This is a genomic window from Corallococcus sp. AB049A, assembly GCF_003668885.1.
GTDB classification, from domain to species: Bacteria; Myxococcota; Myxococcia; order Myxococcales; family Myxococcaceae; genus Corallococcus; species Corallococcus interemptor.
In genome coordinates, this window is the sequence record NZ_RAWL01000250.1 from 1 (window position 1) to 12,776 (window position 12,776).

Genomic DNA, 12,776 nt, shown 5'->3' on the forward strand with positions numbered 1-12,776 from the left:
GAGCGCGAGCACGCCAGCGCCCTGTCGCTGCTGGCCATGCTCCAGCGCGAGGGCCGCTTCCTGGACTTCGTGCAGGAGAACGTCGCGGCCTTCCCGGACGCGGACGTGGGCGCGGCGGCCCGCATCGTCCACGAGGGCTGCCGCAAGGTGGTGCACCAGTACCTCACGCTCCAGCCGGTGCTGCCGCAGGGCGAGGGCGACAAGGTGACGGTGCCCCCGGGCTTCGACGCGCAGCGCATCCGGCTCACCGGCAACGTCGCGGGTGAACCTCCTTATGGGGGCACGCTCCGGCACCACGGCTGGGTGACCACGGAGGTGAAGTTCCCCACCGTCAGCCCCGCCATGGAGCCGCGCGTGCTGGCCCCGGCGGAGGTCGAGCTCGCCTGAGGCCCGCCCGGGCAGCAGGCGGCGCAGCATCCGAAGTCCCCTTCTCTTCGAGGAACCACCAGGCCCCTTCCCGGGGTTTTTGACCGATATGGCCCGATACGCGATCGGCATCGACCTGGGCACCACGCACTCCGCGGTGTCCTACTTCAACCTCGAGGACGCCAGGCCGCGCGGCCCCTCCCAGTCCATGCTGCCCGTGCCCCAGGTGACGGCGCCCGGCACCGTGGAAGCGCGCCCGCTGTTGCCCTCCTTCCTCTATCTCCCCAGCGCGCAGGAGTTCCCGGAGGGCAGCCTGGGGCTGCCGTGGAACAGCGAGCCGGGCGTCATCGTGGGTGACTTCGCCCGCTCGCACGGGGCGAAGGTGCCCACGCGGCTGGTGTCCTCCGCGAAGAGCTGGCTGTCGCATCCGGGCGTGGACCGGCGCTCGGCGCTGCTGCCCTGGCAGGCGCCGCCGGAGGTGCAGCGCGTGTCGCCGCTGGATGCGTCCGCGCGCTACCTGCGCCACCTGAAGGAGGCGTGGGACCACACCTTCGCGCGCGCGCAGGAGGAGTCCGGCAACGCGCTGTCGAAGCAGGAGGTCATCGTCACCGTCCCGGCGTCCTTCGACGCGGCGGCGCGCGACCTCACGCTGGAGGCCGCGAAGGCGGCGGGCATCGAGCACATCACCCTCTTGGAGGAGCCGCAGGCCGCGCTGTACGCGTGGCTGGAGGCGATGGGGGAGAACTTCCGCAAGCAGGTGAAGCCCGGGGAAGTGATTCTCGTGGTGGACGTGGGCGGCGGCACGTCCGACTTCTCCGTCATCACCGTGAAGGACCGCGAGGGCGACCTGGAGCTGCTGCGCGTGGCGGTGGGTGACCACATCCTCCTGGGCGGCGACAACATGGACCTCGCCCTGGCGCACACGCTCAACCAGCGGATGGCGACGGACGGGCGCAAGCTGGACGCGTGGCAGTTCAACGGCCTCACCTACGGGTGCCGCCAGGCGAAGGAGACGCTGTACGCGGATCCGTCCGTGGACCGGGTGCCCATCGCGATTCCGGGCCGGGGCTCGTCGCTCATCGGCGGCACGCTGCGCACGGAGCTGACCCGCGAGGAGCTGGACCGCGTCCTCACGGATGGCTTCTTCCCGGTGACGCAGGTGGCGGACCTGCCTCGCACCGCGCGCCGCACGGGCCTTGCGCAGATGGCGCTGCCGTACGCGCAGGACCCGGCGGTGACGAAGCACCTGGCCGCGTTCCTCACCCGGCAGGCGCAGGCGCTGGCGGCCAGCGTGGACTCGCCGGTGGACGTGACGGGCAAGGGCTTCCTGCACCCCACCGCGGTGCTCTTCAACGGCGGCGTCTTCAAGGCCGGTCCGCTGAAGGGCCGCGTGATGGAGGTCCTCAACCAGTGGCTCGCGGCGGAAGGCGCGCCTCCGGCCAAGGAGCTGGAGGGCGCGGACCTGGACCTCGCGGTGGCGCGTGGCGCCGCGTACTACGGCTGGGTGCGTCAGGGGCACGGCCTGCGCATCCGTGGCGGCACGGCGCGCGCCTACTACGTGGGCGTGGAGACGGCGATGCCGGCGGTGCCGGGCATGGAGCCGCCGGTGAAGGCGCTGTGCGTGGCGCCCTTCGGCATGGAGGAGGGGACGCAGGCGGACGTGCCGCCGCAGGAGTTCGGGCTCGTCACCGGCGAGCCCACCAGCTTCCGCTTCTTCGCGTCGTCCGTGCGGCGTGATGACCGCGTGGGCGAGATGGTGGAGGACGTGGACTCGGAGCTGGCGTCCGGGGGGCTGGAGGAGGTGGCGCCGATTGAAACGACGCTGCCGGGACAGCCCACGCCCTTTGGCGACCTGACGCCGGTGAACCTCCAGGCGGCGGTGACGGAGGTGGGCACGCTGGAGCTGCGGTGCCTGGAGAAGAACGGCTCCGGGCGCTGGAAGCTGGAGCTCAACGTGCGCATGAAGGAGTAGAAGGGGCCCCGCACACCGGAGGCGTATGCGAATCGTCGGCATCGACCTGGGCACCACCCATTGCGCGGTGGCATCCGTGGATCCAGCAAGGGGCTCGGGGGCGCCCGTCGAGGACTTCCCCCTGCCCCAGCTCGTCCGCCAGGGCGAGGTGGCCCCGCGCGCCCTCCTGCCGTCCACCGTCTACGTCCCCGCCGGCCACGAGCTGGCCCCGGAGGTGCTGCGCCTGCCCTGGGGCGACGACGGCGGCCCCTTCGTGGTGGGCGAACTGGCCCGCTGGCAGGGCGCGCGCGTGCCGGGCCGGCTGGTGGCCTCCGCCAAGAGCTGGCTGTGCCACCCGGGCGTGGACCGCTCCGCGCCCATCCTCCCGTGGGGCGCGCCCGCGGACGTGCAGAAGCTGTCCCCGGTGGACGCGTCCGCCCTGCTGCTCACGCACATGGCCCGGGCGTGGGATTACGCGCACCCGGATGAGCCCCTGTCCAAGCAGGAGGTGGTCATCACCGTCCCTGCTTCGTTCGACGAGGCGGCGCGCGCCCTCACGGTGAGCGCGGCGCGCAAGGCGGGGCTGGAGAAGTTCACGCTGCTGGAGGAGCCGCAGGCGGCCTTCTACGACTACACGGCGCGCCACCGCTCGGACCTGGAGCAGACGCTGGCCCAGGTGCGGCTGGTGCTGGTGGTGGACGTGGGCGGCGGCACCACGGACTTCACGCTGGTGCACGCGGGCGTGTCGCCGGAAGGGCCCATGCTGCGGCGCCTGGCCGTGGGCGACCACCTGATGCTGGGCGGCGACAACATGGACGCGGCGCTCGCCCGGCGCATGGAGGAGAAGCTCACCCAGAACGGCCGGCGCCTGTCCGCGACGCAGTGGACGCAGGCCATCCAGGCCGCGCGCACCGCGAAGGAGGAGCTGCTGGGGCGCACGCCGCCGGAGAAGTACGGCGTGTCACTCATCGGCGAGGGCAGCCGTCTGTTGGGCGGCACGCTGTCCACGGAGCTGGGCCGCGACGAGGCGCACGCGCTGGTGCTGGACGGCTTCTTCCCCCTGTCCCCTCCCGAGGACCGGCCCCGGCGCGCGGCGCGCATGGCGCTCCAGGAGCTGGGCCTGCCGTACGTGCAGGACCCGGCCGTCACGCGGCACCTGGCGGCGTTCCTCGCGCAGCACGCGGCGGCGGGCTTCGCGGCGCTGGGCGAGACGCCGTCGCACGAAGGCGCCCTGCCCCGCCCGGACGCCATCCTGCTCAACGGCGGCGTCTTCAACTCACCGCAGATTTCGGCGCGGCTCATCGACGCGCTGTCCGCGTGGTGGCCGCAGGCGCCGCGCATCCCGCTGCTGAGGCACGAGTCGCTGGAGCTCGCGGTGGCGCGGGGCGCCGCGTACTACGGGCTGGTGCGGCGCGGGCATGGCCTGCGCATCGGCGGTGGCGCGGCGCGCGCGTACTACGTGGGATTGCAGCGCGGCCCGGACAGCTCGGAGCAGCCCACGCTGTGCCTCATTCCGCGCGGCTTCGAGGAGGGCCAGAAGGTGGACCTGGGCGAGCGCCCCTTCACGCTCACCCTGGGCCGGCCGGTGCAGTTCACCCTCTTCTCCACGACGAACGACCGCATCGACAAGCCGGGGGACCTGGTGCCGCTGGCGGAGGACCTGAAGCCGCTGCCGCCCATCCACACGCTGCTCAAGGGCGCGTCCGGCAAGGTCAGCGAGGTGCCGGTGCACCTGCAGGCGGCGCTCACGGAGATTGGCACGCTGGAGCTGTTCTGCGTGTCGGACGTCGCGGACGAACGCTGGCGCCTGGAGTTCGAGCTGCGCGGCACCGGCGGCTCGCACGAGCTGACCGTCACCGAGTCCATGCCCGCGCGCTTCGCCGAGGCGAAGGACAACGTGGACCGCGTCTACGGCAACAAGCCGCTGCCCCTGGGCCCCAAGGACGTGAAGCAGCTGTCGCGCACGCTGGAGAAGGTGCTGGGCCCGCGCGAGACGTGGCGCGTGCCGGTGCTGCGCGAGCTGTGGAGCACGCTGTACGCGGGCGCGAGCAAGCGCCGCCGCTCGGATGACCACGAGCGCGTCTTCTACAGCCTCACCGGCTTCTGCCTGCGCCCCGGCTTCGGCTACCCGCTGGACGGCTGGCGCGCGGAGCAGACCTTCAGCCTCTTCGACGCGCTGGTGCAGCATCACCAGGACAAGGCCGTCTGGACGGAGTTCTGGGTGATGTGGCGCCGCATCGCGGGCGGCCTCACCGAGGCGCAGCAGCAGAAGCTGTACGGCTACCTCCAGCCGCACCTGTCCCGCCGCGTGCCTCCGGACGCGCCCACGCAGGGCGGCAAGCTGAAGGGCATCCAACCGGAAGGGTTGGACGAGATGATCCGCACCGCCGCCTCGCTGGAGCACCTGTCGCCAGGCGACAAGGCGGAGGTGGGCCGGTGGATCGCCGCGCGGCTGAAGGCCGAGTCCCGCTCCGGCGGTCCGTGGGCGTGGGCCCTGGGCCGGCTGGGCGCGCGCGTGCCGCTCTACGGCAGCAGCCACAAGGTCGTGGACGTGGAGACGGCGGAGGCGTGGCTGGAGCTGCTCTTGTCCCTGGACCTGCGCAAGGTGGACGGCGCGCCCTTCGCCGCCGCCCAGCTGGCGCGCCTCACCGGGGACCGCACGCGAGACCTGGATCCGGCCCTGCGTGAGCGCACGGCTCAGGCGCTGGTGGCCGCGAAGGCCGCGGACACCTGGGTGCGCATGGTGCGTGAGGTCGTGGCCCTGGAGGCCGCGGACGAGGCCCGGGCACTGGGCGACACGCTGCCGGCGGGTCTGCGGCTGTCCTGAAGCGGGGGCACTTCCGGGCGGATCCGTCGCATGCGGGGCGCGAACGTGCGCGCCCTCGCGGGGCGGATCATCCCGGGCGGTGGATCAGACCTGGGCGGTGGCCGTCACGTCGCCAGCGACCGCCGCCGGAGCGTCCACGAGCGTCGGAGCCACGGGCGCGGCGTCGAGCGGCACGGCGGCGACGACCTGGAGCACGGGCTCCGTGGCGGCGACGGCGGGCACCTGGACGGTGTTGGCCTGGGACTCGTCCTTCTTCGGCTTCTTCGTCCCCGCGCCCGAGCGGCAGCCCCGGCACCACGGCTGGTTGCGGATGGCGCCGTCCGCCATCTTCCGCAGCCCGAACTGCGCCAGCGGCTTGAGCGTCTTGCACTTCAGACACATCAGCGAGATCAGAACCTCGTGGCCGTCGGCGTCGTAGACGGAGGACTTGCGCCGCTTGCGCGGCTGGCCCGGCTCGCGCGCCTCTTTCTTCTCGGGCGCCACGGGGACCATCATCGGGGTCACTTTGTAGAGCATCTCTTCTGTCCCTCCCACGCACGGGCTCCAACTTGCTCGCGCTGGCATTGCGCCGCGCCTGCAAGGGATCTCGCGTGCCCTAGAGTAGGGAGGTTTCCCTCCGTTGGAAACTGATCCCAGGCCGAAAATTCGGCCCGGGCCGCCTTCTGTTGATCTTCCGCTGGGTTGCGCCGCGATCCAGCCCCAGCGGATCAGCACGGAGGGAAAAATTCCAACGGCGGGCGCGCCTTTTTCAGGGCTTCGCGTCCGCGCAGGGCCCCTCCGCCTTCGTCAGGTGCACGCGCCCGAGCGCCGGGGGCTTCAGCGCGTTGCCGTGGGCGCGGCCGTATTCAACCAGCACCTCGCGCAGGTCCTGGCCCTGCAACAGGTTGATACGTTCCCGTGGCAGCGTGGACGTCAGCGGCCCCACGCCGTCGCCTCCGCGCAGGAGGAAGTCTGGCACCGCGACCCGGTACGTCCCCTTCGCCTTCAGCGGCTTGCCGCCCGGCAGCGTCACGCCCTGGAAGCGCTCCGGGCCCGGGCACGCGCCCAGCGTCACCTCCAGCCCGGAGATGGCGAAGACGCCCTTGCGGCCGCCATAGGCCAGCGACAGGAAGCGGCGCAGTTCGTCCGCGCTCAACTCCAGCACCGCGAGCGTGTTGTCGAAGGGGAGGACTTCGTAGAGCTTGCCGAAGGTGAGCGGCCCCTGCGGAAGGTCCGCCCGGATGCCGCCCGCGTTCATCACCGCCACGTCGGCGCGGGCCACCTCCCGCATCGCGTCCGCGATGAGGTTGCCCAGCGCGCTCTCGCCCTCGTACACCTGGGGCATGCGGGCCTGGACCTCCACGCCCACCGGGCGGCGCTGCTCCTCCTCCACGCGCGCCTCCGCGGGGGCCACCAGCGCCTGCACGCGGGCGTCCGGCGTCACCGGCTGGCCCATGAAGGTGGCCGGCACCAGCCGCACGTCCTTCGCGTCCTTGAGCAGCCGCGCGTCGCAGGTCTTCCGCGTGGCGTCCACGGCGCCGCACACCGGGATGGCGGCCTGGATGCGCGTGCGCCCGGGCAGCACGCGGTGGGTCACCGGATCCACGAAGAGGTCCACCACGCCGAACGAGCGCGCCAGGCCCGTCGTCTCGATGACCGGCACGTCGCCGAAGAAGTGCCCCATGGGCTGGTGCGTGTGGCCCGCCACCACCGCGTCCACCGCGCCCGCCGGCAGCGACTCCACCACGGCGTAGATTTCCCCGTCGTCGCGCTCGCAGCCGGACGTGTCGCGCGGGTTCGCCAGGTCCGTGCACTTGCCGCCCGCGTGCGCGACGGCGACCACCACCTCCGCGCCCTGCTCGCGCAGCGACCGCGCGGCTTCCCTCGCGGCGTCGGCCAGGGGTTGGAACTTCAGGCCCGCGACGTTGACGGGGTTGGTCGTCTGCGGCGTCGACAGCGTGGACAGGCCCAGGAGGCCCACCTTCACGCCCTTCACCGTGACGACCGTGGTGCCGTCATTGCCCAGCCACGCCGGGTGGCGGCCGTCCTTCTCGCGCACGTTGGCGGACAGGAAGGGGAACCTGGCCTGCGCCACGCGGGCCTTGAGCGCGCCCAGCGGATCCTCGTCCGGACGCGTGGCCACGGGGCCCGGGCCCACCGGCCCGTAGTCGAACTCGTGGTTGCCGATGGCGACCGCCGCGTAGCCCAGGAGGTTGTACACGTCGACGACGATGGCGCCCTCGACCAGGTTGGACGCCAGCGTGCCCTGGAACAGGTCGCCGCCGTCCACCAGCAGCACGCCGCCCGGGTTGTCCTCACGCAGCCGCGCCACGTAGGACGCGAAGAGCGCCGCGCCGCCCTCCTCCACCTTCTGCCCGTCCGGCAGCGTGGCGCGGTGGGGCATCACCCAGCCGTGGAAGTCGTTGGTGCCCACCAGCGTGAGCCGCACGGGCTCGGCCGGGGCAATCGCGGGGGGCGGAGTGGCGGGAGCGGGCGTCGGGCCGCCCTTGCAGGCGGAGGCAAGCACCGCGAGCGCCAGGGCGGTGGAACGAAAGGTGCGCATGGGGCGCGCACTTCATCCCGCCCCCCTGTCGCTTTCAACCCGCTTCGAGTCTCAGCTCCGGCGCCGGCGGCCCAGGAGCGCCATGGCCAGCAGGCCCAGCGTCGCGACGGCCGGCACGGACGTGCTGGTGCACCCGCAGCCGCTGTCGTCGTCGCCTCCAGGGCCGCCAATCGGGTTGCCGTCGCCCGGATTGACGATGACGCCGCCACCGCCGTCATTGCCCGTCCCGCCGTCCTGGGCGGTGCCGCCGTCCGGCTCTGGGAGCACGACGAGGAGCGGCGGAGTGAACGCCCGGGCCACGTTGCCCCAGGAGGTGAGCTTCACGTTGTCCCCCAACATGCTGGTGCTGAGGCCGTCGTGCGCGACGAAGAGCCCCTCCGGGAACGCCGTGCCCAGCGGCCCCGAGTACGCCACCAGCCCGCGCGACTGCTGCACCGGGTCCGCGCCGCCGTCCTGCCCCAGCTGGAACGCGCCCACCCGGCCCAGCGTGCGCCGGTCGAAGACGACGAAGGTGTTCGCGCCCGGATCCGACGCGATGAGGTAGCCGTCCAACGCGGAGGCCTCATACAGCGCGATGCGCCCCACGGACGTGAGGCCGCCATCCCCCAGCCCCACCACCTGCGTGCCCTGGATGCCGGCGTCCGCGTCCGCGCCGTAGCGGTAGAGCCCCTGCCCCTGCTGCGCCACGTAGAGCGCGCGGTACGCCGGGTCCACCACCAGCCCCTGCACCGTCCCGGCCGGGATGTCCCGCAGGGGGGTCGCCGTGACGCCACCGTCGGTGGGCGTCAGCGCGAACTGCCGGATGCCGCCGGCCGAAAGGCCGCCAAACGCCTGGATGGACCCGTCCGCCCCGCGGGTCAGCCGCACCGTCCCGTAGCTGACGTTCACGTCCAGCGGGGCCGCCGTGGGCGACAGGCGGGTGAGCCCGCCGCCATCCGCCGCCGCATCCATCACGTAGGGCACGAGCCCGGAGAGCGTGGGGTTGGCGCTGAGCACCAGCGACGCGGACGTCCCGCCCGCCAGGGGGAAGCCGCCCAGCACGTCCACGCTCGTGGCCGTGCCCTCGGTGACGGCCTGCAGCTCCCCGCCGTCCAGCGCGTAGGTGAACAGGCCGTTGTTCTGGTCCGCCGTGATGAGCCGGCTCGCGGCGGGGTTGGCCGGGTTCACCCACAGGGCCACGTCGTTCACCGAGCCGCCGCCCGAGCGGGCCCCGGGCTGGGTCTGCGACGTGTAGGGCACCTGCACCGGCGGCGTCGTCTGGGCCCCAGCGGCCGAGCTCACGAGCACGGCCGTCAACGCTGGGAGGGAGAGGTTGCGCATGGGCGGCTCCTGGGCAGGTCGCTCCCTACCTAGGCACGGGCCCGGCCCCGTTCAAGTTCCCTGAAACCCTGGGACTGTTGGCAGACGGCGAAAGCCTCGGGTACAACGAACAGCGTCTTCCAGCGAACAGACAAGGGCCATGGCCAAGCGCGCACTCATTACGGGCATCACGGGGCAGGACGGCAGCTATCTGGCGGAGCTGCTCCTCAAGAAGGGCTACGAGGTGCACGGCATGGTGCGCCGCTCCTCCGAGGAGAAGTTCGAGCGCATCGCGCACCTGCAGGGCAAGGTGACGCTGCACCAGGGCGACCTCCTGGATCAGTTCTCGCTCGCGGCCCTGTTGAACCTCACCCAGCCGGACGAGGTCTACAACCTGGCGGCGCAGTCCTTCGTGCCCACCAGCTGGAACCAGCCGGTGCTCACCGGTGAGTTCACCGCGCTGGGCGTGACGAAGATGCTGGAGGCCATCCGCCACACCCGCCCGCAGGTGCGCTTCTACCAGGCGTCCTCCAGCGAGATGTTCGGCAAGGTGCTGGAGGTGCCCCAGTCGGAGGACACGCCCTTCTACCCGCGCAGCCCGTACGGCGTGGCGAAGGCGTACGGCCACCACATCACGGTGAACTACCGTGAGTCCTTCAAGCTCTTCGCGGTGAGCGGCATCCTCTTCAACCACGAGTCGCCCCGCCGCGGCCTGGAGTTCGTCACGCGCAAGGTCACGTACAACGTGGCGCGCATCAAGATGGGCCTCCAGGACAAGCTGCCCATGGGCAACCTGGACGCCAAGCGCGACTGGGGCTTCGCCGGCGACTACGTGGACGCCATGTGGCGCATGCTCCAGCAGGAGACGCCGGAGGACTTCGTCGTCGCCACCAACGAGACGCACACCGTGCGGGAGCTGGTGGAGATCGCCTTCGCGCGCGTGGGCCTGGACTACCAGAAGCACGTCGTCATCGACCCCGCGTTCGTTCGCCCGGCGGAGGTCGACCTGCTCATCGGCAAGTACGACAAGGCGAAGGAGAAGCTCGGCTGGGAGCCCACGGTGCGCTTCAAGCAGCTCGTGGAGATGATGGTCGACGCGGACCTGGAGCGCGTGAAGGCAGGAACGCGGTAAGATGCGCGTCCTCGTCACGGGAGCGGATGGATTCGTCGGCCGGCATGCCTGCGCTGCCCTTCGGGCGGCCGGCGACGAGGTGGTGGAGGTTCACGGGCCCCGCGGCGAGGGCATCAGCAGCACCGCCTTGCACTTCGACGTCGCCGACGAGGCGAAGGTCAAGGCGTCGCTCTCCGAGGTGAAGCCGGATGCGGTGCTGCACCTGGCCGGCTTCAGCTCGGTGGCCAAGAGCCACCAGAACCCCGCGCGCGTCTTCGCGGTGAACACCATGGGCGTGGTGCACCTGCTCACCGCCCTGCGGGAGAGTGCCCCCAAGGCGCGCGTGCTGCTGGTGGGCTCCGGCGAGGTGTACGGCCCCGTCGCCGAAGGCACCCGCGCGAACGAAGGCCACCCGCACGTGCCGCTCAGCCCCTACGCCGCGTCGAAGTCCGCGGGAGAGCTGGCGGGCGAGCAGTTCTTCCGCAGCTACGGCATGGAAGTGGTCCTCGCGCGGCCCTTCAACCACCTGGGCGCGGGGCAGGACCCCACCTTCGTGGTGCCGTCGTTCGCGGCGCAGATCCGCGCCATCGCGCTGGGCACGGTGGACCCGGTGCTGCGCACGGGCAACCTGGACGCCATCCGGGACTTCTCCCACGTGAAGGACGTGGTGGACGCGTACCGGCTGCTGCTGCTCAAGGGCGAGGCCGGCCAGGCCTACAACGTGGGCAGCGGCGAGGGCCGCACCATCCGCAGCCTCCTGGAGGAGATGCTCCAGCTGTCCGGCGTGCAGGCGCGCATCGAGCTGGACCCCGCGCGGCTGCGTCCGTCGGACATCCCCAGCCTCGTGGCGGACACGACGAAGCTGAAGGCACTGGGCTGGGCCCCGAAGCTCTCCGTCGCGGACGCGCTGCGCGACGTGCTGGGCCCCCGGGTGGGCGCGCAGCACTGAAGCCCCGCTGGCGTGCGCGCTTCAGGTGCGCGCCAGCGACTGCCACGCCTCCAGGCGCCGGTCCAACGCGGTGAGGGCCCACAGGTCCGCCGCGTTGCCCGGCTTCACGGCGGCCAGGTCCCGCTGGACATACTCGCGGGCCTGCACCTCACCCCACTCCGACAGGATGCGCAGCGCCATCAGCGACGGCTTGCGGGCGACGAGCCGCAGGAGCACGTCCTGCACGCGCGGGCTCCGCTCCGCGTCCGCCAGCCGCTGCACGGCTTCATGACGGGCGTCCGGCGTGGAGTCCTCCGACTCCAGGGGCGCGGCCAGCTCCGCGAAGCGCGCCTCGTCCAGGAGCGCCGCGGGGCGCCGGCTCTCCCAGTGCTCCACCGTCACGGTGGTGCGGCCCCGGGCCACGCACTCGCGGCGGATGCCGTCGTTCTTGAGCATGTCCAGCACCCGCTCCGGCGCGGGCGTGCCGCCCTCCACCGTGCGCAGCGCGCGCTGGGACAGCATGGGGGACTGGCCCAACAGGTGCGTGCGCAGCACCGTGGCCTCCACCGTCTTCTCGTTGCCGGGCGGCACCCGGTCCCACTTGAGGAACACCTCCGCGATGCCGCGCTCGCGCACGTACCAGCGGTACTCCAGCCACACCGCCCCGCCCCGCTCCGCGAAGCGCGGGTCGGACGGCTCATGGAGGCGCGGCGCGCCCTCCCGCGTGCCGGTGAAACAGCGGTCCAACAGCTTCTGGGCTTCTTGAAGTCGCATGGGGAGCGGGCGGCCATTGTAGGCCCCCACGTCAGGTTCCTCCATCACCGCACGTTCGTGTCATGATTACACGAAGCATGTGAGGAGGCCTGGGATGGGCACGACGACGACGCCGCGGTTCACGTTCTTCTGGAAGGAGGACTCCTTCTTCTCGCAGTGGCACCCGTCCGTCTTCACGGTGGAGGGCGTGCGCTACACCTGCGCGGAGCAGTACATGATGGCGGGCAAGGCGCGCCTGTTCGGGGACACGCGCGTGCTGGAACAGGTGCTGCGCGCGGCCACGCCCAAGCAGCACAAGGCGCTGGGGCGCAAGGTGAGCCCGTTCGACGCGGCCCTCTGGGAGCGTGAGCGGGAGCGCATCGTCTACGAGGGCAACCACGCGAAGTTCACCCAGCACCGGCACCTGTTGGAGGCGCTGCTCGCCACCCGGGGCACGGAGCTGGTGGAGGCCAGCCCCCTGGACCGCATCTGGGGCGTGGGGCTGTCCGTGGAGGACCCGCGCATCCAGGACCCCGCGACGTGGCGGGGACTGAACCTGCTGGGCAAGGTGCTGACGCGCCTGCGCGAGGACCTGCTCGCGCAGGGCCACGCACCGGTCAGAACTTGAAGCTCGCGGACTGGTCCGGCACGCCGTTGAAGTCCAGGTGGAGCGTGGCGTGGTCGCCGTTGCCCTTCTCGCTCCACTCCTGCTTCAGCGTGGACAGGTCAAACGCCAGGTCCTTGTAGACCATGGCCTTGCACCGGTCGTTGTTCGCGTCATGCAGCACGGTGAGCTCGGCGCGCGGCTCGCCCGCCGCCGTCTTCGTGAAGCGCCCATCCCACGCAAGGCCGTAGCGGTGCTCCTTGCAGCCGCCGCCGTGGCGGACCTTGAGCGTGAGCACGTCGCCCTTCACGCTCTGCGATTCGATGCCGAGCGGGTCGCGGGGGGCGGGCGTCTCGGTGATTTCCAGGGGCATGACGATGGCCGCCTCCTGGCCC

10 protein-coding genes and 1 pseudogene are annotated in these 12,776 nt (G+C 72.0%); 6 read left to right on the plus strand and 5 right to left on the minus strand.

Annotation, left to right across the window (positions count from 1 at the left end):
* The 3 genes from D7X55_RS24590 to D7X55_RS24600 all read left to right on the plus strand — a co-directional run.
* A partial coding sequence (locus D7X55_RS24590; protein ID WP_147470195.1) for a DUF2760 domain-containing protein occupies positions 1-387 on the plus strand: 387 nt, incomplete at its 5' end.
* Between the two features lie 88 nt (positions 388-475).
* Positions 476-2,338, plus strand: a complete 1,863-nt coding sequence (locus D7X55_RS24595) for an Hsp70 family protein (RefSeq protein WP_121724354.1) — start codon at positions 476-478, stop codon at positions 2,336-2,338.
* A 25-nt stretch (positions 2,339-2,363) separates the two neighbouring features.
* Complete coding sequence (locus D7X55_RS24600) at positions 2,364-5,144, plus strand: Hsp70 family protein (RefSeq protein WP_121724355.1); 2,781 nt, start codon at positions 2,364-2,366, stop codon at positions 5,142-5,144.
* Positions 5,145-5,228: 84 nt separating this feature from the next.
* Here D7X55_RS24600 and D7X55_RS24605 read toward each other — a convergent pair whose 3' ends face one another.
* The 3 genes from D7X55_RS24605 to D7X55_RS44795 form a co-directional block, all read right to left on the minus strand.
* A complete protein-coding gene (locus D7X55_RS24605; protein ID WP_120552582.1) occupies positions 5,229-5,660 on the minus strand; it encodes a hypothetical protein in 432 nt (143 codons plus the stop codon).
* Between the two features lie 232 nt (positions 5,661-5,892).
* Positions 5,893-7,686: a bifunctional UDP-sugar hydrolase/5'-nucleotidase gene (locus D7X55_RS24610; RefSeq protein WP_121724356.1), complete on the minus strand. Its 1,794-nt coding sequence runs from the start codon at positions 7,684-7,686 to the stop codon at positions 5,893-5,895.
* 51 nt (positions 7,687-7,737) lie between these two features.
* Entirely contained in the window at positions 7,738-9,006 is a 1,269-nt protein-coding gene (locus D7X55_RS44795) for a myxosortase-dependent phytase-like phosphatase (RefSeq protein ID WP_121724358.1), read from the minus strand.
* A gap of 139 nt (positions 9,007-9,145) precedes the next feature.
* On the opposite strand from D7X55_RS44795, the gene gmd reads away from it, so the two are divergent.
* Together gmd and D7X55_RS24625 are read left to right on the plus strand one after the other, a co-directional pair.
* Positions 9,146-10,117: a GDP-mannose 4,6-dehydratase gene (gene gmd / locus D7X55_RS24620; RefSeq protein ID WP_120552579.1), complete on the plus strand. Its 972-nt coding sequence runs from the start codon at positions 9,146-9,148 to the stop codon at positions 10,115-10,117.
* A 1-nt stretch (position 10,118) separates the two neighbouring features.
* A complete protein-coding gene (locus D7X55_RS24625) occupies positions 10,119-11,045 on the plus strand; it encodes a GDP-mannose 4,6-dehydratase (protein WP_120552578.1) in 927 nt (308 codons plus the stop codon).
* 21 nt (positions 11,046-11,066) lie between these two features.
* On the opposite strand, the gene D7X55_RS24630 is transcribed toward D7X55_RS24625, so the two are convergent.
* A complete protein-coding gene (locus D7X55_RS24630) occupies positions 11,067-11,798 on the minus strand; it encodes a hypothetical protein (protein ID WP_233610037.1) in 732 nt (243 codons plus the stop codon).
* 94 nt (positions 11,799-11,892) lie between these two features.
* Here D7X55_RS24630 and D7X55_RS24635 point away from each other — a divergent pair, with 94 nt between their 5' ends.
* Complete coding sequence (locus D7X55_RS24635) at positions 11,893-12,405, plus strand: NADAR family protein (RefSeq protein WP_121724357.1); 513 nt, start codon at positions 11,893-11,895, stop codon at positions 12,403-12,405.
* On the opposite strand, the pseudogene D7X55_RS24640 reads toward D7X55_RS24635, so the two are convergent.
* A pseudogene (locus D7X55_RS24640) lies at positions 12,395-12,776 on the minus strand (NigD-like C-terminal domain-containing protein); the annotation flags it as partial. The gene D7X55_RS24635 and the pseudogene D7X55_RS24640 sit on opposite strands and share 11 nt — an antisense overlap.